General features: G+C 71.1%; 22 protein-coding genes, 2 pseudogenes and 1 riboswitch. Of the genes and pseudogenes, 16 read left to right on the top strand and 8 right to left on the bottom strand.

Annotation, left to right across the window (positions count from 1 at the left end; translation table 11 throughout):
- Positions 1–230 precede the first annotated feature (230 nt).
- The 4 genes from ACGFSH_RS25965 to gcvT all read right to left on the bottom strand — a co-directional run bounded on the left by ACGFSH_RS25965 (position 231) and on the right by gcvT (position 4585).
- Positions 231–1598 carry an L-serine ammonia-lyase gene (locus ACGFSH_RS25965; protein WP_393352717.1) on the bottom strand — a complete coding sequence of 456 codons (1368 nt, stop codon included), beginning with the start codon at positions 1596–1598 and terminating at the stop codon, positions 231–233.
- Between the two features lie 56 nt (positions 1599–1654).
- Positions 1655–2935: a serine hydroxymethyltransferase gene (gene glyA, locus ACGFSH_RS25960; RefSeq protein WP_393352715.1), complete on the bottom strand. Its 1281-nt coding sequence runs from the start codon at positions 2933–2935 to the stop codon at positions 1655–1657.
- Between the two features lie 14 nt (positions 2936–2949).
- On the bottom strand, positions 2950–3327 hold the full coding sequence (gene gcvH, locus ACGFSH_RS25955) for a glycine cleavage system protein GcvH (protein ID WP_329413832.1): 378 nt from the start codon (positions 3325–3327) through the stop codon (positions 2950–2952).
- A 130-nt stretch (positions 3328–3457) separates the two neighbouring features.
- A complete protein-coding gene (gene gcvT / locus ACGFSH_RS25950; RefSeq protein ID WP_393352713.1) occupies positions 3458–4585 on the bottom strand; it encodes a glycine cleavage system aminomethyltransferase GcvT in 1128 nt (375 codons plus the stop codon).
- Between the two features lie 175 nt (positions 4586–4760).
- A riboswitch (glycine riboswitch) is annotated at positions 4761–4860 on the bottom strand.
- A gap of 177 nt (positions 4861–5037) precedes the next feature.
- On the opposite strand from gcvT, the gene ACGFSH_RS25945 reads away from it, so the two are divergent.
- From ACGFSH_RS25945 to ACGFSH_RS25900, 10 genes are all read left to right on the top strand, one after another.
- Complete coding sequence (locus tag ACGFSH_RS25945; protein WP_393352711.1) at positions 5038–5724, top strand: AAA family ATPase; 687 nt, start codon at positions 5038–5040, stop codon at positions 5722–5724.
- Positions 5725–5795: 71 nt separating this feature from the next.
- The gene (locus ACGFSH_RS25940) at positions 5796–6587 is read left to right on the top strand and encodes an enhanced serine sensitivity protein SseB (RefSeq protein ID WP_393352709.1); all 792 of its coding nucleotides are present in this window, start codon (positions 5796–5798) and stop codon (positions 6585–6587) included.
- 139 nt (positions 6588–6726) lie between these two features.
- A complete protein-coding gene (locus tag ACGFSH_RS25935; RefSeq protein ID WP_393352706.1) occupies positions 6727–7521 on the top strand; it encodes an enhanced serine sensitivity protein SseB C-terminal domain-containing protein in 795 nt (264 codons plus the stop codon).
- A gap of 313 nt (positions 7522–7834) precedes the next feature.
- Entirely contained in the window at positions 7835–8842 is a 1008-nt protein-coding gene (locus ACGFSH_RS25930; protein ID WP_393352703.1) for an ABC transporter permease, read from the top strand.
- Between the two features lie 119 nt (positions 8843–8961).
- A complete protein-coding gene (locus tag ACGFSH_RS25925) occupies positions 8962–10758 on the top strand; it encodes an ABC transporter substrate-binding protein (RefSeq protein ID WP_393352699.1) in 1797 nt (598 codons plus the stop codon).
- Positions 10759–10868: 110 nt separating this feature from the next.
- Positions 10869–11867, top strand: a complete 999-nt coding sequence (locus ACGFSH_RS25920; protein ID WP_393352696.1) for an ABC transporter permease — start codon at positions 10869–10871, stop codon at positions 11865–11867.
- A complete protein-coding gene (locus tag ACGFSH_RS25915) occupies positions 11864–12961 on the top strand; it encodes an ABC transporter ATP-binding protein (RefSeq protein WP_393352693.1) in 1098 nt (365 codons plus the stop codon). The genes ACGFSH_RS25920 and ACGFSH_RS25915 overlap by 4 nt, the downstream gene beginning before the upstream one ends.
- A gap of 17 nt (positions 12962–12978) precedes the next feature.
- Entirely contained in the window at positions 12979–14409 is a 1431-nt protein-coding gene (locus ACGFSH_RS25910) for an ABC transporter ATP-binding protein (protein WP_393352690.1), read from the top strand.
- A 96-nt stretch (positions 14410–14505) separates the two neighbouring features.
- Entirely contained in the window at positions 14506–15897 is a 1392-nt protein-coding gene (locus ACGFSH_RS25905) for a M1 family metallopeptidase (RefSeq protein WP_393352687.1), read from the top strand.
- Positions 15898–15953: 56 nt separating this feature from the next.
- The gene (locus ACGFSH_RS25900) at positions 15954–16610 is read left to right on the top strand and encodes a trimeric intracellular cation channel family protein (protein WP_329413851.1); all 657 of its coding nucleotides are present in this window, start codon (positions 15954–15956) and stop codon (positions 16608–16610) included.
- Here ACGFSH_RS25900 and ACGFSH_RS25895 read toward each other — a convergent pair.
- Positions 16519–17754 carry an alpha/beta hydrolase gene (locus ACGFSH_RS25895; RefSeq protein ID WP_393352684.1) on the bottom strand — a complete coding sequence of 412 codons (1236 nt, stop codon included), beginning with the start codon at positions 17752–17754 and terminating at the stop codon, positions 16519–16521. The two genes, ACGFSH_RS25900 and ACGFSH_RS25895, sit on opposite strands and share 92 nt — an antisense overlap.
- Positions 17755–17897: 143 nt before the next feature.
- On the opposite strand from ACGFSH_RS25895, the gene ACGFSH_RS25890 reads away from it, so the two are divergent.
- On the top strand, positions 17898–18758 hold the full coding sequence (locus ACGFSH_RS25890) for a thioesterase family protein (protein WP_393352681.1): 861 nt from the start codon (positions 17898–17900) through the stop codon (positions 18756–18758).
- Between the two features lie 217 nt (positions 18759–18975).
- Here the strand turns inward: ACGFSH_RS25890 and ACGFSH_RS25885 are convergent, their stop codons facing one another.
- Complete coding sequence (locus ACGFSH_RS25885) at positions 18976–19602, bottom strand: TetR family transcriptional regulator (RefSeq protein WP_393352678.1); 627 nt, start codon at positions 19600–19602, stop codon at positions 18976–18978.
- 121 nt (positions 19603–19723) lie between these two features.
- Between ACGFSH_RS25885 and ACGFSH_RS25880 the strand changes: the two genes are divergently transcribed.
- Genes ACGFSH_RS25880 through ACGFSH_RS25870 form a run of 3 tightly spaced genes read left to right on the top strand, consistent with a single transcriptional unit; the run spans position 19724 to position 21410 of the window.
- On the top strand, positions 19724–19888 hold the full coding sequence (locus tag ACGFSH_RS25880) for a hypothetical protein (RefSeq protein ID WP_256913981.1): 165 nt from the start codon (positions 19724–19726) through the stop codon (positions 19886–19888).
- Between the two features lie 32 nt (positions 19889–19920).
- Positions 19921–20187, top strand: coding sequence for a DUF4190 domain-containing protein (locus ACGFSH_RS25875; RefSeq protein WP_393352676.1), 267 nt, complete (start codon positions 19921–19923; stop codon positions 20185–20187).
- Between the two features lie 59 nt (positions 20188–20246).
- Complete coding sequence (locus ACGFSH_RS25870) at positions 20247–21410, top strand: cysteine desulfurase family protein (protein ID WP_393352674.1); 1164 nt, start codon at positions 20247–20249, stop codon at positions 21408–21410.
- A 15-nt stretch (positions 21411–21425) separates the two neighbouring features.
- Here ACGFSH_RS25870 and ACGFSH_RS25865 read toward each other — a convergent pair.
- Positions 21426–21617 (bottom strand): annotated as a pseudogene (locus tag ACGFSH_RS25865) (alpha/beta fold hydrolase); the annotation flags it as partial.
- Between the two features lies 1 nt (position 21618).
- Here ACGFSH_RS25865 and ACGFSH_RS25860 point away from each other — a divergent pair.
- Positions 21619–21882 (top strand): annotated as a pseudogene (locus ACGFSH_RS25860) (TetR family transcriptional regulator C-terminal domain-containing protein); the annotation flags it as partial.
- A 57-nt stretch (positions 21883–21939) separates the two neighbouring features.
- On the opposite strand, the gene ACGFSH_RS25855 reads toward ACGFSH_RS25860, so the two are convergent.
- Positions 21940–22602, bottom strand: coding sequence for an N-acetylmuramoyl-L-alanine amidase (locus ACGFSH_RS25855; RefSeq protein ID WP_393352671.1), 663 nt, complete (start codon positions 22600–22602; stop codon positions 21940–21942).
- Positions 22603–22685: 83 nt separating this feature from the next.
- Here ACGFSH_RS25855 and mnmA point away from each other — a divergent pair, with 83 nt between their 5' ends.
- A complete protein-coding gene (gene mnmA / locus ACGFSH_RS25850; RefSeq protein WP_393352669.1) occupies positions 22686–23816 on the top strand; it encodes a tRNA 2-thiouridine(34) synthase MnmA in 1131 nt (376 codons plus the stop codon).
- Positions 23817–23819 lie beyond the last annotated feature (3 nt).

Raw genomic sequence — 23819 nt, 5'->3', positions numbered from 1 at the left:
GGGCGTGCGTTCGTACGGCCCGTCGAATATATGGCATCGGTCAATGCGAGGGAGGGGCGCGAGGGAAATCGGAGAACAATTCCCGGCGGAATCGGGCGTCGTGCGGGCGATCGGTTGTTTCGGTCGCCGTGCGGCACGGAGAAATGCCGAAGGCCACCCGGCGAGGTGCCCGGGTGGCCTTCGGCAGACGGCGAGTCGGCCGACACGCCTGAGAACGTCGAGGCGCTGCTCTAGCACTCGATGATGTTCACGGCCAGCCCGCCGCGGGCCGTCTCCTTGTACTTGACGCTCATGTCGGCGCCGGTGTCCTTCATGGTCTTGATGACCTTGTCCAGGGACACCTTGTGCGAGCCGTCGCCGCGCATCGCCATGCGGGCCGCCGTGACCGCCTTCACCGCGGCCATGCCGTTGCGCTCGATGCAGGGGATCTGCACCAGACCGCCGACGGGGTCGCAGGTGAGGCCGAGGTTGTGCTCCATGCCGATCTCGGCCGCGTTCTCGACCTGCTCGGGGGAGCCGCCCATCACCTCGGCCAGGGCGCCCGCCGCCATCGAGCAGGCGGAGCCGACCTCGCCCTGGCAGCCGACCTCGGCGCCGGAGATGGAGGCGTTCTCCTTGAACAGCATGCCGATCGCGCCGGCCGCGAGGAGGAAGCGGACCACACCGTCCTCGTCCGCGCCGGGAACGAAGTTCATGTAGTAGTGCAGGACCGCGGGGATGATGCCGGCCGCGCCGTTGGTCGGGGCCGTCACCACCCGGCCGCCGGCCGCGTTCTCCTCGTTGACCGCCATCGCGTACAGCGTGATCCACTCCATGGAGTGGGCCAACGCGTCGCCCTCCGCCCGCAGTTGACGGGCCGTCATGGCGGCGCGGCGGCGCACCCGCAGACCGCCCGGCAGGATGCCCTCCTGGGACATGCCCCGGGACACACAGGCCTGCATCACGCGCCAGATCTCCAGCAGCCCGGCCCGGATCTCGTCCTCCGTGCGCCAGGCCCGCTCGTTCTCCAGCATCAGGGAGGAGATCGACAGGCCGGTCTCACGGGTCAGGCGCAGCAGCTCGTCACCCGTGCGGAAGGGGTACTTCAGCACCGTGTCGTCGAGCTTGATGCGGTCCTCGCCGACCGCGTCCTCGTCGACGACGAAGCCGCCGCCGACCGAGTAATACGTCTTGGACAGCAGTTCCGCGCCCGAGGCGTCGTGGGCCCACACCGTCATGCCGTTGGCGTGGTAGGGCAGGGCCTTGCGGCGGTGCAGCACCAGGTCGTCGTCGAAGGAGAACGCGATCTCGTGGCTGCCGAGCAGCCGCAGCCGTGAGGACTCTTTGATCCGCGCCACCCGGTCGTCCGCGCCCGCGACGTCGACGGTGCGCGGCGAGGCGCCCTCCAGTCCGAGCAGCACCGCCTTGGGGGTGCCGTGGCCGTGGCCGGTCGCGCCCAGCGAGCCGTACAGCTCGCAGCGGACCGACGCGGTGGACTCCAGCAGGCCCTCGTTGCGCAGCCGCCGCGCGAACATGCGCGCCGCGCGCATCGGGCCGACAGTGTGGGAGCTGGACGGGCCGATGCCGATCGAGAACAGGTCGAAGACCGAGATGGCCACGGGTACTCCTTCAAAAAGGGCGGGGGCGCACGTCGTCGGGCGCCCCCGCCGTGGAACTACTTGTTCAGGCCGGGGTACAGCGGGTGCTTGTCGGCCAGGGCGGTGACCCGGGCCTTCAGCTCCGCCCGGTCGGCCTCCGCGAAGGGCGAGGGCGCCGTCAGCGTCCGCGCGATCACGTCGGCGACCTCCGCGAAGTCCTCGGCGGTGAAGCCGCGGGTCGCGAGGGCCGGCGTGCCGATCCGCAGGCCCGAGGTGACCATCGGCGGCCGGGGGTCGTTCGGGACCGCGTTGCGGTTGACCGTGATGCCGACCTCGTGGAGACGGTCCTCGGCCTGCTGCCCGTCGAGCTCCGACTCGCGCAGGTCGACCAGGATCAGATGGACGTCCGTACCGCCGGACAGGACGTTCACACCCGCCTTGCGCGTGTCCTCGGCCGTCAGACGCTCGGCGAGGATGCGCGCACCGTCCACTGTACGGCGCTGGCGCTCCTTGAAGTCCTCCGAGGCCGCGACCTTGAAGGAGACCGCCTTGGCGGCGATCACGTGCTCCAGGGGGCCGCCCTGGAAGCCCGGGAAGACGGACGAGTTCAGCTTCTTCGCGAACGCCTTCTTCGCGAGGATGACACCGCCCCGGGGCCCGCCCAGCGTCTTGTGGGTGGTGGAGGTGACGACGTCGGCGTACGGGACCGGGTTCGGGTGCAGGCCCGCCGCGACCAGACCGGCGAAGTGCGCCATGTCCACCCACAGGTACGCCTCGACCTCGTCGGCGATCCGGCGGAACTCGGCGAAGTCCAGCTGCCTCGGGTACGCCGACCAGCCCGCGATGATCACCTTGGGGCGGTGCTCCTTGGCGAGCTTCTCCACCTCGGCCATGTCGACCAGGCCGGTCGCCTCGTCCACGTGGTAGGCGACCACGTCGAACTGCTTGCCGGAGAAGTTCAGCCGCATCCCGTGGGTCAGGTGGCCGCCGTGCGCCAGGTCGAGCCCGAGGATGGTGTCGCCGGGCTGGGCCAGCGCGAACAGGGCGGCCTGGTTGGCGGACGCGCCGGAGTGGGGCTGCACGTTGGCGTACTCGGCGCCGAACAGCTCCTTGATCCGGTCGATCGCGATCTGCTCGGCGACGTCCACGTGCTCGCAGCCGCCGTAGTAGCGGCGGCCCGGGTAGCCCTCGGCGTACTTGTTGGTCAGCACCGAGCCCTGCGCCTCCATGACCGCGAGCGGAGCGAAGTTCTCCGAGGCGATCATCTCGAGCGTGGACTGCTGGCGGTTCAGCTCGGCGTCGACCGCGGCGGCGATCTCCGGGTCGAGCTCGTGCAGGGGCGTGTTCAGGACGGACATGCGTCTGCGACTCCTCAGCCGGCGGTGTAGGCGGTGTACTCGTCGGCGGAGAGCAGGTCGCCCGGCTCGTCCGTGACGCGTACCTTGAACAGCCACCCGCCCTCGAAGGGGGCGGAGTTCACCAGCGACGGGTCGTCGACGACGTCCTGGTTGACCTCGGCGATCTCACCGGAGACGGGGGCGTACAGCTCGCTGACCGACTTCGTCGACTCCAGTTCGCCGCAGGACTCGCCCGCGGTCACCGCGTCGCCGACCTCCGGGAGCTGGACGAAGACCACGTCGCCGAGCGCGTTGGCCGCGTGCTCCGTGATGCCGACCGTCGAGACGCCGTCCTCGACGACCGACAGCCACTCGTGCTCCTTGCTGTAGCGCAGCTGCTGGGGGTTGCTCATGGCCTGAATTCTCCTGTACGCGGGGGAGTGCTGATGAAGGGGGACGGCTGCGGGCGCGCGTGAGCAGCGAAAATGTGCGCAGTCTCACGCGGTCCGGTCGCACACGTGGGCGCGGGGACGCGCCCAGTGTCTACTTCTGGCGCCGGTAGAACGGCAGCGCCACGACCTCGTACGGCTCGTGCGCGCCGCGGATGTCGACGCCGACGCCCGGGGCGCCCGGCGCCGCGTGGGCCGCGTCGACGTACGCCATCGCGATCGGCTTGCCGAGGGTGGGGGAGGGGGCGCCGGAGGTGACCTCGCCGATCACCTCGCCGCCGGCGACGACCGCGTACCCGGCGCGCGGGACGCGGCGCCCCTCGGCGACCAGGCCGACCAGCACGCGCGGCGGCTTCTCCTCGGCCCGGGCGGCGGCCGCGGCGAGCGCCTCGCGCCCCACGAAGTCGCCCTCCTTCTGGAACTTCACCACCCGGCCGAGACCGGCGTCGAACGGGGTGAGGGAGGTGCTCAGCTCGTGCCCGTACAGCGGCATGCCCGCCTCCAGGCGCAGCGTGTCCCGGCAGGACAGACCGCAGGGGACCAGGCCGGCGCCCTCGCCGGCCTCGGTGAGCGCCTGCCACAGTTCGATGGCGTGCTCCGGCTTCACGAACAGCTCGAAGCCGTCCTCACCGGTGTAGCCGGTGCGCGCGATGAGCGCGGGGACGCCGGCGACCGTGCCGGGCAGACCGGCGTAGTACTTCAGGCCGTCGAGGTCGGCGTCGGTCAGCGACTTCAGGATGCCGGGGGACCGCGGGCCCTGGACGGCGATCAGCGCGTAGGCGTCCCGGTCGTCGCGGACCTCGGCGTCGAAGCCCGCCGAGCGCTCCACGAGGGCGTCCAGCACGACCTGGGCGTTGGAGGCGTTCGCGACGACCATGTACTCGCTCTCGGCGAGCCGGTACACGATCAGGTCGTCCAGAATGCCGCCGTCGGCCCGGCAGATCATGGTGTAGCGGGCGCGGCCCGTGCCCACGGCCGCGAGGTCGCCCACCAGGGCGAAGTTCAGGAGTGCGGCCGCCTGCGGGCCGCTCACGGTGATCTCGCCCATGTGCGAGAGGTCGAAGAGCCCGGCCCGGGTGCGCACGGCGGTGTGCTCGTCGCGCTCGGAGCCGTAGCGCAGGGGCATGTCCCAGCCGGCGAAGTCGGTCATCGTCGCGCCCAGCGAGCGATGCAGGGCGTCGAGCGCGGTGCGGCGCACGGCCGTGGATTCGGTACTGCTCATCGGTCGTCTCCCAGGGGCAATGGGGTCCCCCGCGCGAGCGGATCCGGGCGTGGGGGATGGCGAGGTCGTTCCTCCCCATCTGTCATCGGAACCTGAGAGGTTCGCCATGATCGCGAAGATCGTGACTTGCACCTTGGGTGGAGCCGCCCGTGGGCGACCCGCTTTTCAGATGTGCCTCGCCCGCGCGGTAACGGTGCCTGAGAGATTCAAGGGAGGGACTTGCTCCTTCGGCGCCCCAGCGAAGCTGCTGCTGAGGACTCTCCCGCGCGGATTCAAACGGCCGGTATGCAGTTGGCGCGGCCATCATCGCACGGCCCGCCCCGATCACGGCAGGCCGGATCTGTAACCGGCCTGTGTCGGTACGCGCACGAAAACGCGAGACGCCGCCCATTACCTTCTCTTTACGCTTGACGGGGATGAGGCCAACCTGACCCCAGGGGAGGACGATCACGGTGAACAGGACGACGCGCACGGCGAGGACCACGGCGTTCGCCACCGGCGCGGGGATCGCGCTGCCCGCCCGGCCGGGCCCGGCGGCCCGGGAGGCGCGCGCCGCGCGGCCCGCGCCCGTGGTCCGCGACCTGCGCGACCGGGCCGGCCGCAGCCCGCACGGCCTGCTCTTCGGACCCCGGGACCTGGTCGTGGTGACCGGCCTGCCCGGCAGCGGAAAGTCCACGCTGATGCGGCGGACCGCGGGCGGCGTCCGGGTCGACTCCCAGGACACCCGCGACCGCTGGGACGCGCGCATGCCCGGCTTCCTGCCCTACGCCCTCTACCGCCCCCTCGTCCGTCTCTCCCACTACGCCGGGCTGCGCCGGGCCCTGCGCGGCGGCGGGGGCGTCGTCGTGCACGACTGCGGCGCACAGGCCTGGGTCCGCGGCTGGCTGGGCCGCGCGGCCCGCCGCCGCGGCGGCACGCTCCACCTGATCGTCCTCGACGTCGGCGCGGACACGGCGCTGGCGGGCCAGCGCGAGCGCGGCCGGGGCGTCTCGCGCTACGCCTTCCTGCGGCACCGCCGCGCGGCCGCCCGGCTGCTGCGCGCGGCGGAGAAGGGACGGCTGCCCGCGGGCTGCGGGGCGGCGGTCCTGCTCGACCGGCCCGCGGCCGACGTCCTGCGGCGCATCGGCTTCACGGGCTGAACCGGGCATCCCGGCACCCGTTAGCCTTTCGGTCACAGCAGTGAGAGCGGTTCTCGGCAGGCGGTAGGCAGATGGACTTCCCACCGGCGGACTTCCCGACGGATTTCCCGGCGCAGGCACACCCCCATTCGCACGGCGGATGGCCCGGCAACGAGCTGGAGGAGGTGCTCTCCGCCTCCCTCGGCGTGCCCGAGGCCGGCGCCCGGATCGTGGAGGTGCTCGGCCGCAGCTTCGTATGGGTGCCGCTGCCCAGCGGCGGCGGCCCGCACAGCGGCCCCCTCGACCTGCCCACGCTGGAGCTGGACGGCCAGGTGTACGTGCCGGTCTTCAGCTCCGAGGAGCAGCTGCGCCGGGTCGCCGGCGCGCACATGTCGTTCACGGTCGCCCCGGCCGTGGAGTTCGCCCGCGGGCTGCCCCCGCAGGCCGGCATCCTGGTCAACCCCGACGGCGTGGTCGGCGTCCCGCTGCCGCCGCCGGCCGTGGCCGAACTGTGCCGGGCGGGCCGCACCCCGCTGGACGGCCCGGCGAGCGGCGGCCGGGTCCGCCTCTACGAGCCCGACTGGCAGGACGACCCCGTCGACTTCCTGGCCGCGGCCTCCGCGGAGTTCGAGGCCATCGGCGTGGTCCGCACCGCCCGCCGCTGCCTGGCCGCCATCGAGACGGCGGACCCGGTGATGTTCGTCGGCGTGGAACTCTCCCAGTGGGAGGGCGACCTGCGCGCCCTGCCGCTGGAGGCCCTCGGCAGGGCGCTGGGCGCGACGGCGTCGCCCTGGGCCGTCAACCTGGTGCTGCTGGACGTCGCCCAGGACCCGGTGGGGGAGTGGCTGCGGGAACGGGTCCGCCCCTTCTACACGCGGCCCTAGGCCGCGGCCCGCGGCGGCTCCCGCGCGAAGGCGCCGGGTCACAAACGGACCGCACCCGCCAACGTGCCGGTCCTCCTGACCCCTTGGGCGCTTAAGCTGGACTCCGACGCGGGACGACACGGAAGAAGGGGCGGTACAGGTGAGCGCCAGCGGCATCGCGACCGGTCAGGTCGAGCACATGCTGCGCCAGGTCACGCCCGGGCGCTACGACGCCTACGAGGCGCTCCTGCGCGCGCTCGCGACCCCTTCCTCCGGCCAGGTCTGGATGCTGCTGTGGCACGGCCAGGCCGGCTCCCCGGACGCGCAGTACGGGAACATGGAGGTCGAGGGCCACGGCTACGCGCCCTGCGTGACCTCCGCGCAGGAGCTGAGCGCCAGCGGCTGGAACAGGTCGTACGAGGTGATCGACGGGCTGGACGCGGCCCGCACGCTCTACCCCGACCACTACGGCCTCTGGCTGAACCCGCACGCCCCCGGCGGCGGCATCGGCATCCCCTGGCTGGACCTGCGCCGCATCGCCACCGGTCTGGAGCGCCAGCCCGCCGGCCCGCTGCGGCTGTCCGAGCCCGGCATCGAGATCCCGCAGTTCTACGCCCTGCTCGCGCAGAACGCCCACCGCACCCCCGTGGTCCGCGCGTTGCGCCGGGCCTGGGTGCAGCCCGCGCTGGGCGCGCCCTACCTGGCCCTCGGTCTCGACGTCTACGAGTCCTCCCCGCCGGCCGTGGACGCCGTCCGGGCGATGATGCAGCAGTCCATCGCAGCGGTGCCGGACGGGCTGCCGGTCTCGACGGTCTCCATGACCGACGAGTACGACCCCGTCGTCATGTGGATGCGCGCCAACGCGCGGCCGTTCTACGACCGCGAGGCGCACGCCGCCGCTCCCGCCCAGGCTCCCGCGGGCGGCTACGGCTTTCCGCCCGCCGGACGTTACTGACCCCTTCGCCGCTCCCGACCCCGTGGCAGGAGTCGGACTTCTTCGCGCGTAGATAACGGCGATATGAGGTGGACGCGCCCAATGTGCCCGAATTTGTCACTGTCCGGGGGGCGTTACCCGCCGTCCGGATAACGGAACCCCTCTACCCGCATCACGTTTACGCATCCATTCACTGCCAAGTCTGGCAACAGATCGCCAAAGCGTTGAAGACTCCCGCTCCAGGGGACTTATCCCCTGCGTATTACGGACTGATCACGCCGCTACAGCGGCAAGTGCGGGCCGGCTACCGCCGGTTGAGAGGGGTCCCTGCCAGATGACGGCACCATTGCACGAGCCGACCGCGGAAGCGGCCCCGAGTGCGGCCGAGGAAGCGGCGGTCGCCAGCAGCGACGCCAAGGCCGTTCAGGGCCGTTCCCTGGGCCGGATCGCCTGGGAGCGCCTCAAGCGGGACAAGCTCGCCCTCACGGGCGGAATCGTGGTGCTCCTCCTCGTGGTGGTCGCGCTGCTCGCGCCCGTCATCACGAGCCTCCTCGGGCAGGACCCGAACGAGTACCACGAGAGCCTCATCGACCCGCTCTTCGGCACCCCCACGGGGTCGTTGGGCGGTCTGAGCGGCGACCACCTGCTCGGCGTCGAGCCGGTCAACGGCCGCGACATCTTCGCCCGCATCCTCTACGGGGCCCGGATCTCCCTCCTGGTCGGCTTCCTGTCCGCCGTGGTGGCCGTGATCCTCGGAACGGTGCTGGGCATCCTCGCCGGCTTCTTCGGCGGCTGGGTCGACTCCCTGATCAGCCGGGTGATGGACGGTCTGCTCGCCTTCCCGCAGCTGCTGTTCATCATCGCGCTGGTCTCCGTCATGCCGAACCACATGCTGGGCCTCACCGGTTCGAGCGTGCGCGTCTTCGTGATGATCCTGGTCATCGGCTTCTTCGGATGGCCCTACATCGGACGCGTGGTGCGCGGCCAGACGCTCTCGCTGCGTGAGCGCGAGTACGTCGAGGCCGCCCGCTCGCTCGGCGCCGGACGGATGTACATCCTGTTCAAGGAGCTGCTGCCCAACCTGGTCGCCCCGATCGTCGTCTACACCACGATGATGATCCCCACCAACATCCTCACCGAGGCGGCGCTGAGCTTCCTGGGCGTCGGCGTCAAGCCGCCCACCGCCTCGTGGGGACAGATGCTCTCGAGCGCGATCGACTACTACGAGTCGGACCCCATGTACATGGTGGTCCCCGGTCTGGCGATCTTCATCACCGTGCTGGCGTTCAACCTCTTCGGTGACGGCATCCGGGACGCGCTCGACCCCAAGGCCTCGCGCTGATCCGCCCCGCAGGGGATCCGCGACCACAGCGAGCCGCAGAACCGCCGGGAACACGGCGCCCCAACCGTTCCGTGGTCTTTACACGGGATATCTCTCATCTATCCGGAGGATCCGAGATCGTGACTACCCAACGCACCTCAGGGCGGCGGAAGCAGGCGCTCGCCGCTACTGCCGCGGTCGCCGCGCTGCTGACCACGGCAGCGTGCGGCGGTGGCGGAGACGACGACAAGGGCTCGAAGACCGGCGCCGCCGGCTTCGACGCCGCGAACAACAAGGTCGCCCAGGCCTCCGCCGCCAAGAAGGGCGGCACGCTGAAGTTCGGTGCCGCGCAGGACGCCGACTCGTGGGACACCACGCGTGGCTACTACGGCATGATGTGGAACTTCGCGCGCTACTACAGCCGCCAGCTCGTCACCAACAAGACCGAGCCGGGCGCCGCGGGCGCCGAGATCACTCCGGACCTCGCCACCGCGACCGCGAAGGTCACGGACGACGGCAAGACCTACACGTACACCCTGCGTGACGGCGTCACCTGGGAGGACGGCAAGCCGATCACGTCCAAGGACGTGAAGTACGGCATCGAGCGCGTGTGGGCGCAGGACGTGCTGTCCGGCGGTCCGACGTACCTGAAGGACGTCCTCGACCCCAAGGGCGCGTACAAGGGCCCCTACAAGGACACGTCGGCCGACAAGCTGGGTCTGAAGGCGATCGACACGCCCGACGACAAGACCATCGTCTTCCACCTGCCCGAGGCCAACTCGGACTTCGAGGAGATGCTGGCCCTGGTGTCGGCGTCGCCGGTCCGCCAGGACATGGACACCAAGTCCAAGTACGGCCTCAAGCCGTTCTCCTCGGGCCCGTACAAGTTCGCCTCGTACGCCCCCGGCAAGGACCTCAAGCTGGTCCGCAACACCAGCTGGAAGCAGGCCTCGGACCCGGTCCGCAAGGCCTACCCGGACGAGATCACCATCAAGTTCTTCTCGGACGCCAACCAGCTCGACCAGCGTCTGCTCAGCGGTGACCTGGACCTCGACCTGAACCAGACCGGCATGTCGCCGCAGGGCCGCACCACCGCCCTGAAGCAGCACAAGGCCAACCTGGACAACCCGGTCTCCGGCTACGTCCGCTACGCGGTCTTCCCGCAGAGCGTCGCGCCGTTCAACAACATCGAGTGCCGCAAGGCCGTCATCCTCGGCGCCGACCACGTGTCGCTCCAGACCGCCCGTGGCGGCCCGGTCGCCGGCGGCGACATCGGCACCAACATGCTCCCGCCGTCCGTCCCGGGCGCCGAGGGCCAGAAGTACGACCCGTACAAGCTCGCGGGCGACAACAAGAACGGCAACGTGGCCGAGGCCAAGGCGGCCCTGAAGGCCTGCGGTCAGCCGAACGGCTTCAAGACCACCATCGCGGTGCGCAACAACAAGCCGGTCGAGGTGGCCACCGCCCAGTCGCTCCAGGCGTCGCTGAAGAAGGTCGGCATCACCGCCGAGATCGACCAGTACGACGGCTCGCAGACCGCCGGCATCATCGGCAGCCCTTCGAACGTGAAGAAGAAGGGCTACGGCATCATCATCATGGGCTGGGGTCCGGACTTCCCGTCCGTCCAGGGCTTCGGTCTCCCGCTGTGGAACAGCAAGTACATCGCGCAGAGCGGTAACAACAACTACGCGCTGATCAACGACAAGACGATCGACGGCCTGTTCTCGTCGTACGTCACCACGCTGGACGACGCCGGCAAGACCAAGATCGCCACGGAGATCAACCACAAGGTGATGGAGGGCGCGTACTACCTGCCCTTCGTCTTCGAGCGGTTCATCAACTGGCGCTCGGACAACCTGGCGAACGTCTACACCACCGACGGTTACAGCGGTCAGTACGACTTCGTGAACCTCGGTCTGAAGAACCCGAAGAAGTAGTCCCGGCACACCCGCCGAACGGCACGAAAGGCAGGTGAAGGCCGGCGCGGCGGACCCGCGGGTCACTGGACACAATCCGGTGGCCCGCGGTCCGCGGCGGGCCGAGAGCTGTGCTCGCTTACCTCATCAGGCGGCTGTTCGCCGCCGTAGTGATGCTCGTGGTCATCGTCATGGTGGTCTTCGGCATCTTCTTCCTCATCCCCAAGTGGGCTGGCGTAGACATCGCCTTGAGCTTCGTGGGCAAGCAGGCCGACCCTGCCGCCGTCGAGGGTGTGCGCGAGAAGCTGGGCCTGGGCGACCCGATCTACGCCCAGGTCTGGGAGTTCTTCAAGGGCATCTTCGCCGGTCGCACCTACACGGGCGGTGGCGACTCCATCCACTGCGCCGCCCCGTGCTTCGGCTACTCCTTCCGCAGCGAGCAGGCCGTCTGGCCGGTGCTGACCGACCGCTTCCCGGTGACGCTGGCGCTCGCGCTCGGCGCCGCCGTGCTGTGGCTGATCTTCGGCGTCTCGGCGGGCGTGCTCTCCGCGCTCAAGCGGGGCAGCATGTGGGACCGCGGCGCGATGGTCATCGCGCTCTCGGGCGTCTCCCTGCCGATCTACTTCACCGGCATGGTCGCCCTGTCGATCTTCGTGTACGGACTCGACCTGTTCGACGGGCAGTTCGTCCCGCTGGACGAGAGTTTCAGCGGCTGGTTCGGCGGCATGATCCTGCCGTGGGTCACCCTCGCGTTCCTGTACGCGGCGATGTACGCCCGCATCACCCGGGCCACCATGCTCGAGATCCTCGGTGAGGACTACATCCGCACGGCCCGCGCCAAGGGCCTCAAGGAGCGGACCGTCATCGGCAAGCACGCCATGCGCTCCACGATGACCCCGCTGCTGACCATGCTCGGCATGGACCTCGGCGCCCTCATCGGCGGTGCGATCCTGACCGAGACGGCGTTCAACCTGCCCGGCCTCGGCCAGGCGGTGCTCAACGCCATCAAGAACCAGGACCTGCCCATCATCCTGGGCGTCACCCTGATCACTTCTCTGGCGGTGCTCGTCGCCAACCTCGTGGTGGACATTATGTACGCCGTGATCGACCCCCGAGTGAGGCTGGCATGACCGAACTCAGCAAGAGCGGAGCGGCCGTGGGCGAGCCCACCCCCCCTTCGCCCGCGCCGACCGCCTTCCTCGAAGTGCGCGACCTCAAGGTGCACTTCCCCACCGACGACGGCCTGGTCAAGTCCGTCGACGGACTCAGCTTCCAGCTGGAGAAGGGCAAGACCCTCGGCATCGTGGGCGAGTCCGGCTCCGGCAAGTCGGTGACCTCGCTGGGCATCATGGGCCTGCACACCGCCGGCCAGTACGGCAAGCGCAAGGCGCAGATCTCCGGTGAGATCTGGCTGGACGGCACCGAGCTGCTGTCCGCCGACCCCGACCACGTGCGCAAGCTGCGGGGCCGCGAGATGGCGATGATCTTCCAGGATCCGCTGTCCGCGCTGCACCCGTACTACACGATCGGCCAGCAGATCGTGGAGGCGTACCGCATCCACCACGACGTCGACAAGAAGACCGCCAAGCGCCGTGCGGTCGAGATGCTCGACCGGGTGGGCATCCCGCAGCCGGACAAGCGGGTGGAGAGCTACCCGCACGAGTTCTCCGGCGGTATGCGCCAGCGCGCGATGATCGCGATGTCGCTGGTCAACAACCCCGAGCTGCTCATCGCGGACGAGCCGACGACCGCCCTGGACGTGACGGTCCAGGCGCAGATCCTCGACCTCATCCGCGACCTGCAGAAGGAGTTCGGCTCCGCGGTCATCGTCATCACCCACGATCTGGGCGTCGTCGCCGAACTCGCCGACGACATCCTGGTGATGTACGGCGGCCGCTGCGTCGAGCGGGGCCCGGCCGACAAGGTGTTCTACGAGCCCCGGCACCCCTACACCTGGGGTCTGCTCGGCTCGATGCCGCGTCTGGACCGCGACCAGCAGGAGCGGCTGATCCCGGTCAAGGGCTCGCCGCCCTCGCTGATCAACATCCCGTCCGGCTGCGCCTTCAACCCGCGCTGCCCGTACGCGGATCTGCCCAAGGACAACGTCACCCGCACCGTCCGGCCCGAGCTGTCCGAGGTCGGGAGCCGGCACTGGGCCGCCTGCCACCTGGGCGAGGAGCAGCGGGAGCGTATCTGGACCGAAGAGATTGCGCCGAAGCTGTGAGCGACGAAGAGAAAGCGGTGACGATTCCCGCGCAGGCCGACGGCCGGACCGAACCGGGAGCCACCCTCACCAAGGACGCCGCCCCCGGCGAGGTCCTGCTCAAGGTGACCGGGCTGCAAAAGCACTTCCCCATCAAGAAGGGCCTGCTCCAGCGGCAGGTCGGGGCGGTGCACGCGGTCGACGGCATCGACTTCGAGGTCCGCTCCGGTGAGACGCTCGGCGTCGTGGGCGAGTCCGGCTGCGGCAAGTCCACCATGGGCCGGCTGATCACCCGGCTGCTCGAACCGACCGGCGGCAAGGTCGAGTTCGAGGGCAAGGACATCACGCACCTCGGCGTCAGCGGCATGCGTCCGCTGCGCCGCGACGTGCAGATGATCTTCCAGGACCCGTACTCGTCGCTGAACCCCCGGCACACCATCGGCACGATCGTCGGCGCTCCCTTCAAGCTCCAGGGCGTCGAGCCCGAGGGCGGCATCAAGAAGGAAGTGCAGCGGCTGCTGTCGGTCGTGGGGCTCAACCCCGAGCACTACAACCGCTACCCGCACGAATTCTCCGGCGGTCAGCGCCAGCGCATCGGCATCGCCCGCGCGCTCGCGCTGAACCCGAAGCTGGTCGTGGCCGACGAGCCGGTCTCGGCCCTGGACGTGTCGATCCAGGCCCAGGTCGTCAACCTGCTCGACGACCTCCAGCAGGAGCTGGGCCTCACGTACGTGATCATCGCGCACGACCTCTCGGTCGTCCGGCACGTCTCGGACCGCATCGCGGTGATGTACCTCGGCAAGATCGTGGAGCTGGCCGACCGCGACCTGCTCTACAAGTCGCCGATGCACCCGTACACCAAGGCGCTGATGTCCGCGGTGCCGATCCCGGACCCGCGGCGCAAGAACGCCAAGAGCGAGCGGATCCTGCTCAAGGGCGACGTGCCCTCGCCGATCTCCCCGCCGAGCGGCTGCCGGTTCCACACCCGGTGCTGGAAGGCGACGGAGATCTGCAAGACCACCGAGCCGAAGCTCGTCGAGCTGCGGACCGGTCAGCAGGTCGCCTGCCACCACCCGGAGAACTTCGAGGACCAGGCTCCGCAGGACACCGTTCTGCTGACCGCCGCGAAGGAGGCGGCGGAGCTGGTGGCCGACGAGGTGCTGGCGGAGTCGGCGGAGACGTCGGCGGCGCTGGCGGCCGAGGCCGCGGAGGCTCCGAAGGCCGCCGAGGCTGCGAAGGCCGCGGAGGCTCCGAAGGCCGCCGAGGCTGCGAAGGCCGCGGAAGCTCCGAAGGCCGTCGAGGTCACCAAGGCCGCCGAGGTCGGCGAGGAGGCTCCCGAGCCGACCGAGCCGGCCGCCGTCGCCGAGCCCGGCAAGCTCACGAAGGCCGAGCCGGCAGCGGCGACCGAGGTCACCGGGGGCGAAGGGTCCGAGGAGTCCGAGGGGCGCCAGGAGTCAACCGACAAGTAGGGCATGACGAGTTAGTAAAGTCATGTACATGCCTTAACGGGAGAGTGCAGAGTCGTCCGCGTCCGGTACCACGGCACGCGCTCGAAGGGACGACTCATGGCACTCTCCCGTTCGGCACGTTGGGGGGCCCTCGCGACAGCGGCGGCCTCCTTCCTCGTCATCGCCGCCTCCTCCGCCCCCACCCCGGGCTCCGACGGAATCGGCGACGCCTACTTCCCGCAGCTCGGCAACGGCGGCTTCGACGCCCGTCACTACGACCTCTCCCTCGCCTACGACCCCGACACCGACCGTCTCGACGGCCGTACGACGATCACCGCCCGCGCCACCCAGAGCCTGTCGTCCTTCGATCTGGACCTGCAGAAGCTGGAGGTCTCCCGGGTCGAAGTGGACGGCAGAAAGGCGCGGTTCACCCGCGTCGGCGACGAGATCCGCATCGTCTCGCGCGAGACGATCCGCAAGGGGCGGACCTTCGAGGTGGCCGTGACCTACGGCGGCGTCCCCGAACCCCTCGGCGGTCCCATCGTCTTCGGCTCCTCCTACGGGTGGATGAAGACGACCGACGGCGTCTTCGTGGCCTGCGAGCCGAACGCCGCCTCGACCTGGTTCCCGTCCAGCGACCACCCTTCGGACAAGGCCTCCTACGACATCCGTGTCAAGGCGCCCCGCGGCCTGACCGCGGTCTCCAACGGCCGGCTCGTCTCGACGTACGACAAGGGCGCCTCGACGTACACGCACTGGCGCGAGACGAAGCCCATGGCCAGCTATCTCGCGACCGCCACGATCGGGAAGTTCGACGTGCGGACCGGGAGGACGCCCGGCGGTGTCCCGATCTACGTCGCGATCGACCCGGTGCTCGCGGACGGCAACACCGTCGACGTGTACGCCGTCACCGCCGCGGCCACCGACTACTGGTCGCGGGTCTTCGGCCCGTACCCCTTCGAGGAGACCGGCGCGATCGTCGACGACATGCCGCAGGCGGGCTTCTCCCTGGAGGTGCAGTCCAAGCCGGCCTACTCGGCCGTCCGCAACGAGTCCACCATCGTGCACGAGCTGGCTCACCAGTGGTTCGGCGACTCCGTGTCGGTGGCCCACTGGAAGGACATCTGGCTCAACGAGGGGTTCGCCACCTACGCCCAGTGGCTGTGGGCCGAGCACCAGGGCGTCCGCTCGGCGCACGACTCCTTCCTGGCCGGCTACGACGCCCGCCCCGCCGCCAACGCCTTCTGGCAGACGGTCGTCGGCGACCCCCAGCGCGACACCATGTTCGCCTCCGCCGTCTACCAGCGCGGGGCGATGGCCCTCCAGGTCCTGCGCGAGCGGATCGGCGACCGGGCCTTCTTCCGGCTGCTGCCCGCCTGGACCCGCCTGCACCGCTACGGCAACGCGGACACCGACGATTTCGTCCGCCTCGCCGAGAAGGTCTCCGGACGACAGCTCGACGACCTCTTCCGGACCTGGCTGTTCACCCCGGGAAAACCGTCCCTGTGAGGCCGACCGGCCTTGTAATGTAAGGCGAAGGTCGCGCGCCGGGTGAGAATGTAGGGGTGTACGAGCAAATCTTCAGCCCCTCCGTCCAGCACACCCTCGACGTGGTCGGCATCTTCGTCTTCGCCATCTCGGGCGCGCTGCTGGCCGTGCGCAAGAACTTCGACGTGTTCGGCATCGCCATGCTCGCCGAGGTCACCGCGCTGGGCGGCGGCGTGTTCCGGGACCTGGTGATCGGGGCCGTGCCCCCGGCCGCCTTCACCGACCTGGGGTACTTCCTCACGCCGCTGATCGCCGCCCTGCTGGTCGTCTTCCTGCACCCCCAGGTGGAACGCATCCAGCTGGGGGTCAACGTCTTCGACGCGGCGGGCCTCGGCCTGTTCAGCGTCACGGGGACGACGAAGGCGCACGCCTACGGGCTCAACCTGACCGCGTCGGCGGCCCTCGGGATCGCGACCGCCGTCGGCGGCGGCGTGCTGCGTGACGTGCTCGCCAACGAGGTGCCCTCGCTGCTGCGCTGGGACCGCGACCTCTACGCGGTCCCCGCGATGGCCGGCGCCGTCATGGTGGCGCTGTGCATCCGCTACGACGCGCTCACGCCGCTGGCCGGCGGGGTGGCCGCGGTCACCGCTTTCGTCCTGCGGTTGCTCGCGATGCGCTTCCACTGGCGAGCTCCGCGCGCTTGGAACCGCCGCTCGACGGTGCGTGAGGAGTAGAGCCCTTTCCGTCGACGACCGCGCGCTGGCCCATCTGGGTCGTCAGCCAGCGGAACGCCGGCGCCACCTGCGGCCGCCACAGTCCCATGGTGTGCCCGCCCGCGTTGCGCGGGATGAACACGACGTGCACGGTGGTCGGGGCCTTCGCCTCCTGGCGCAGGGCCATGGCCGCCTCGTAGCCGTCGTGCGGCTGGCCCGACAGGTAGAGCGCCACCGGCGGCGGGGCGACCGCCTTGCGCAGCAGCAGGTAGGGGTTGTTCTCCCGGCGCAGCCGGGCGTCCTGCGCGGCGAGCGAGTCGCGCTCGACCACCGGGTCGTTGTAGCCGGACAGGCTCACCGCCGCCCGGTAGCGGTCAGGGTGGGCGACGGCGAGCTTGGTCGCGCAGTGCCCGCCCGCCGAGTACCCTGCCACGGCCCAGCCCTTGGGCGCGGGCAGGGCCCGGAAGTTGTCCTTGACCATCTTCGGCACGTCGACGCTGAGCCAGGTGTCGGCGTTGACGGTGCCCGCGACGTTGGCGCAGCCGGTGTCCACGCCGGGCAGCAGGGTGGTGCGGGGGGCGACCAGGATGAAGGGCGCGACCTTGCCCTCGCGCATCAGCGGGGCCAGCTGCTCGTGCACGTGCAGCGTGCCGTACCAGGTCTTGGCGGAGCCGGGGTAACCCGGCAGAAGCTCCACGACGGGGAAGGCGCGGTGCTTGTAGGCCGGCTCGTCGTACTGCGGGGGCAGCCAGACGTAGACCTCGGCGTTGACGCCGGAGACGCGGCCCTGCACCTGGGTGACGCGCACCCCGCCTGCCGCGTGCATCCCGGGGCCCTCGGCCTGGGTGAACTTCTGCCGCACCCGCGGCAGCCGGTCCAGCGCGATGCCGCCGGTGCCGTCGGCGCCCAGGTCGGCGGCCTGCTGGACATGGGAACCGGTGCCCAGCAGGTCGGCCCAGGTGTCGTACAGGCCGTTGGAGTTGTTGACCAGCACGAAGACCAGGCCCACGGCCGTGGTCTGGGCGAACAGCAGCATCATGACCCGGGCCGCGGCGCGCAGGATGCGCGGCCCGCGCAGTCGCGACCACAGCAGCAGCGGCAGCACGACGGCGACGGCGGACAGCGCGATCAGGGTGTAGAGGAACGGAGTCCCGGTGAGGCTCATGCCTTAGCAGAGGGAAAACGGGGCGTCGAGGTTACGGACGAGTTCGGACACTTACCAAGAAATTGCAGAGGCGGGCTGAAGGTACGTCTGTACGGCCGTATGAAAAGCTACCGCTTAGTAATGCCATGTTGTACCGTGCAGCCATGGCAGAAGCAGCTATGGCGACGGCGCGGCGGGCCACCGTCGGGGACAGCGAGTTCGACCGGGACACCGCGCTCACCCGCCGCGGGCCCGGCGTCTACGACATCGACCTGTCGGCCGGCTGGACGATCATCAGCGCGGTCAACGGCGGCTACCTCCTCGCCGTCCTCGGTCGCGCGCTCGCGGACGCCCTGCCGCACCGCGACCCGTTCACGATCACGGCGCACTATCTGACCGCCTCCCAGCCGGGCCCGGCCGTGGTCCGCACGGACGTGGTCCGCACCGGCCGCACCCTGTCCACCGGCCAGGCCTCGCTCCTCCAGTACGACGAACACGGCGAAGAGGTCGAGCGGATCCGCGTCCTCGCCTCCTACGGGGACCTGGACGCCCTGCCGGACGACGTCCGCACCACCGCGGAGCCGCCCGCGATCCCGCCCCTCGACCAGTGCTTCGGCCCCGAGGACGGGCCGGCGCCGGTCGACGGCAGCTCCGCCATCACCGAGCGCCTGATGCTCAAGCTCGACCCGTCCACCCTCGGCTGGGCGCTCGGGCAGCCCTCCGGCAAGGGCGAGATGCGGGCCTGGTTCGGCCTCAAGGACGGCCGCGACCACGACCCGCTGTCCCTTCTGCTCGCCGTGGACGCGCTGCCGCCCACCGCCTTCGAGATCGGTCTGCGCGGCTGGGTCCCCACCGTCGAGCTGACGGTGCACGTCCGCTGCCGTCCGGCCCCGGGCCCGCTGCGCGTGTCCATCACCACCCGCAATCTCGCCGGCGGCTTCCTGGAGGAGGACGCCGAGGTCTGGGACAGCGCGGACCGGCTGGTCGCCCAGTCGCGCCAGCTGGCCCGGGTCAGGCTCGGCTGACGGGTTCCCGCCCCTCCCGTCCCAGGGGCCGTACCGGCCCGCACCCAGGGCACCCCGGGCGGCCGGGGCGCCCGGGCGAACTCCCGCTCCGGTGAGGTGACTCCCGGCGCGCGGTGCTCCACCCCGCAGCCCTCTCGCCAGAAGCGTGCGCCGAAGGCCGTCCGCCGCGCCCGCGCGCGGGCGGGCTCCTGCCGTCCGCTCCCGCTCCGGCACCCGTTCAGTCCAGCCAGTGGTCGCGGCCGATGCTGATGAGCCGCATCTGACGGGTCGCGCGCAGGCCGACCCGCTCGCGCTCCTGCGGCGAGGCCTCCAGCGCCTCCAGGAACAGCGAGGCCGTGATGAGCATCTGGTCGACGTAGAGGTGCGCGAGCATCAGCAGGTCGTCGTCGCTCCACCCCTGCGCCTGGGCGTCCTTGGCCAGCTCGGTCTTCACCTCGTCGGCGAAGCGGCCCAGTTGGTCGCGGATCGCCTCGCGCACGATCTGGACCCCGCCATGTCGTTCCCGGGCGATGAAACGGACGTGTGCGGGGTACGCGTCCACGTGACCGGCTATCAACTCCACAGCGCGCTTGATGCGTTCGCCGCTGGAGTCGGCGGACGTGACCGTGGTCCGGATCATCGGGTGCAGGCTGCCCAGCGCCTCCTCGACCAGGGCCACGCCGAGATCCGCGGTGGAGCGGAAGTGGCGGTAGAAGGCGGTCGGGGCGACCCCGACGGCGCGGGTGACCTCGCGCAGACCGAGACTGCTCAGGCTCTGCTCCTCCAGCAGCGTCAACGCCGCGTCCATGAGGGCCTGCCGGGTCTTCTGCTTCTGGGCCTGCCGAACGCCGAGGATGTGACTCATGTCATCCAGTTAACAACTGTTCTCCGGAATTGAAAAGCCGTGGGACGCGCTAGACTCAAAGTCAGTGAACAAGTGTAACCACAAGTGTTCACCCAAACTTCACGGAGGGGGATCCGATCCCATGCTGTTCCTCGTCGCCGCACTGCTTCTGCTGGGCGTCGTCATGGGCACCGTCGCCCACGCGCCGTTCGCCTTCACCGCCGTCGCCGCCGCCGTGATCGCCGCCTGGCTCGGCATCTTCGCGCTGCGCGAGCGCCACGGCCGCCGGCACACCCCGACCCGCTGACCGCCCCGCACACCGACAGGAGTCGACCGACCATGCAGCTCACCGCACCGGCCACCCGCCGCACCGGAGTCCGCGACGCCGACGGCATGGCCGTCGCGTCCTTCATCCTCGGCCTGCTCGGCCTGCTCGTGCTCAACATCTTCCTCGGCCCGGTCGCCATCGTCCTGGCCGCGGTGGCCCTGTGGCGCGGCACGGCCCGCCGCGGCCGCGCCTACCTCGGTCTCGCGCTGGGCGTCGCCGACCTGCTGGTCCTGGTGGCGTTCATGCAGGCGGACTCGACCGTCTCCTGGAGCTTCTGACCGTCGCGCCCACCTGGCATCGAGGCGCGCCGCCGGACCCCCGTAGAATCGGGGCCACCATGGCATACCTCGACCACGCCGCGACCACGCCGATGCTCCCCGAGGCGGTCGAGGCACTCACCGCGCACCTGGGCGTCACCGGCAACGCCTCCTCCCTGCACGCGGCCGGCCGACGGGCCCGCCGAACGGTCGAGGAAGCCCGCGAGACGCTCGCCGAAGCGCTCGGCGCCCGCCCCAGCGAGGTCGTGCTCACCTCCGGCGGCACCGAGGCCGACAACCTCGCGGTCAAGGGCCTGTACTGGTCCCGGCGCGACGCGGACCCGACCCGCACCCGTGTCCTGGCCAGCCCCGTCGAGCACCACGCGGTCCTCGACGCCGTGCACTGGCTGGGCGAGCACGAGGGCGCCACGGTCGAGTACCTGCCGGTCGACCGCTACGGGCGCGTCCACCCCGACGCCCTGCGCGAGGCCCTCGCCCGCAACCCGCACGACGTGGCGCTGGCCACCGTCATGTGGGCCAACAACGAAATCGGCACGGTCCTGCCGGTCCGCGAACTGGCCGACGTGGCCGCCGAGTTCGGCGTGCCGCTGCACGCCGACGCGGTCCAGGCCTTCGGTCAGGTGCCCGTGGACTTCGCCGCCTCCGGCCTCGCCGCGATGACCGTCTCCGGCCACAAGATCGGCGGCCCCTACGGCATCGGCGCCCTGCTCCTGGGCCGCGAGCACACGCCCGTGCCCGTCCTGCACGGCGGCGGCCAGGAACGCCATGTGCGCTCCGGCACCCTGGACGTTCCCGCGATCGCCTCCTTCGCCGTCGCCGGCCGCCTCGCCGCCGAACAGCGCGAGTGGTTCGCCCGCGAGATCGGCGCCCTGCGCGACGGCCTGATCGACGCGGTCCGCACCGCCGTCCCGGACGCGATCCTCGGCGGCGACCCCGTCGACCGGCTGCCCGCCAACGCGCACTTCACGTTCCCGGGCTGCGAGGGCGACTCGCTGCTGCTGCTGCTCGACGCCCAGGGCATCGAGTGCTCCACCGGCTCGGCCTGCACCGCGGGCGTCGCCCAGCCCAGCCACGTCCTGCTCGCCACCGGCGTCGACCCGGACCTGGCCCGCGGCACCCTGCGCTTCTCGCTCGGCCACACCTCCACGGAGGCCGACGTCGAGGCCGTCGCCAAGGCCATCGGCCCCGCGGTGGAACGGGCCCGGGCCGCGGGCCTGACCTGACGGGCGGGCCGCCGGTCAGCCGACGGAGTCCGTGAAGGCCGGCATCCGCCGGTTGATCTCGTCGGCGTGGTCGATCTGCGGCCCGTGACCGGTGTCCGCGACGATCTCGGCCCGCGCCCCCGGCACCAGGCGCGGCACGCGTTCCACCTGACGCCCCGGGTGCACGAGGAGGCTGCGCCTGCCGAGCACCGGGTACAACGGGGTGCGGGCCGCCCAGCCGTTCCTCAGGAACCCCGAGACCGCCGAGGACACCCTCGCCGGACTCCTGCGCCGGGCGCAGGAGGCGGGACAGGTGCCGCCCGGCGTGGACACGCGGTACGAGGCCGTGGGGCTGCTCGCCATGTCCGCGGGGCTCGGCACCGCCGTGCTCGTCGGCCGGCGCGGCCCGGAGTCGGCCGCCGCGGTGCCGGCCCACCACCTGGACCGGATCTTCGGCGGCGACGGGAGCGCCGCCCCGGCCCCCGGCGCCTGAACGGGGCCCGCCCGCACCGCCCCCGGCCGACGGCCCCGGCCCCCGGCAGCGTGACCCTCAGGCGGTCGCCGCCGTGTGCGCGCGGGCGACGAGCCGCAGGTAACGATCCCAGTCCCAGTGCTCCCCGGGGTCGGTGTGATCGGTGCCCGGCACCTCCACGTGCCCGATGATGTGCTCGCGGTCCACGGGTATGCCGTAGCGCCGGCAGACCGCGGCGGCCAGCCGGGCCGAGGCCGCGTACATCGCGTCGGTGAAGTCCCGGGGCCGGTCCACGAAGCCCTCGTGCTCGATGCCGACGCTGCGTTCGTTGTAGGAGCGGTTGCCCGCGTGGTACGCGACGTCCAGCTCGCGGACCATCTGCGTGACGCGGCCGTCCCGGCCCACGATGTAGTGCGCGGCCGCCTTGTGTCCCGGGTCCTCGAACGCCTTCACCGCGCTGCCGAGGTCGCCCTGCGTGACATGGACGACGACCATGTCGACGTCGTAGTCGTCCGGCCGGTCCGCCCAGCGGAAGTTCGCCTCCGACGCCGCCACCCAGCGCGCGCCCCGGAAGTCCACCGCGCCCTCCACACGCGCCTTGTGCACGCCCGGCAGGCGCCAGTACAGCCGCTCCAGCTCCTCACGCGCGAGCAGCGCCGTGCCGGCGGCGGCCGCCGCCCCGCCGATCAGCAGGGCCCGCCGCCCGATCCTCCGGTCGGAGTCGCTCTTGCCTTCCCCCATGTCCGCGCCCTTCCTCGCCCCTCGAGATCGTCAACGGATACTCGCGGGCCGCGGTTCCCGGCGACCCGTACCCTGGAAGGGTTATGACTGAGACCTCGCCGCGCCCCCGCCCCCTTCGCGTACTCGCCGCCATGTCCGGCGGAGTGGACTCCGCCGTCGCCGCCGCCCGCGCCGCCGAAGCCGGCCACGACGTCACCGGCGTCCACCTCGCGCTGTCCGCGAACCCGCAGTCGTTCCGCACCGGCGCCCGGGGCTGTTGCACCATCGAGGACTCCCGCGACGCCCGCCGCGCCGCCGACGTCATCGGCATCCCGTTCTACGTGTGGGACCTCGCCGACCGCTTCCGCGAGGACGTCGTCGAGGACTTCGTCGCCGAGTACGAGGCCGGCCGCACGCCCAACCCGTGCCTGCGCTGCAACGAGAAGATCAAGTTCGCCGCGCTGCTCGACAAGGCCCTCGCGCTGGGCTTCGACGCGGTGTGCACCGGCCACTACGCGAAGGTCGTCGTCGGCGCGGACGGCGCGCGCGAACTGCACCGCGCCTCCGACATGGCCAAGGACCAGTCCTACGTCCTCGGCGTCCTGGACGACCGCCAGCTCGCCCACGCCCTCTTCCCGCTCGGCGACACCGTGACGACGAAGGACGAGATCCGCGCGGAGGCCGAGCGCCGCGGACTGGCGGTGGCCAAGAAGCCCGACTCCCACGACATCTGCTTCATCGCCGACGGCGACACCCAGGGGTTCCTCGCCACCCGGCTGGGCCGCTCCGAGGGCGACATCGTCGACGAGTCCGGCGCGAAGGTCGGCACCCATGACGGCGCGTACGGCTTCACCATCGGCCAGCGCAAGGGCCTGCGCATCGGCACCCCGGCCGCCGACGGCAAGCCGCGCTACGTCCTGGACATCTCCCCGGTGGACAACACGGTGACGGTCGGTCCCGCCGCCGCCCTCGACGTCACGGCCCTCACCGCGATCAAGCCCCGCTGGTGCGGCGCCGCCCCCGCCGGCCCCGGCGTCTACACGGCCCAGCTGCGCGCCCACGGCGGCGAGACCGAGGTGGCCGCCGAACTCGTCGACGGCGCCCTGAAGGTGACGTTCACCGAGCCCGTCCGCGGCGTCGCCCCCGGCCAGGCGATCGTGCTGTACGACGGCACGCGCGTGGTGGGCTCGGCGACCATCGCCTCCACCGTGCGGGCGGCGGCCCCGGTCGCCTGACCC

The organism is Streptomyces sp. NPDC048481 (genome assembly GCF_043200075.1).
Taxonomy (GTDB): domain Bacteria; phylum Actinomycetota; class Actinomycetes; order Streptomycetales; family Streptomycetaceae; genus Streptomyces.
Note: the sequence above shows the minus strand (reverse complement) of the source record. Positions and strands in the feature narration are given on the sequence as shown.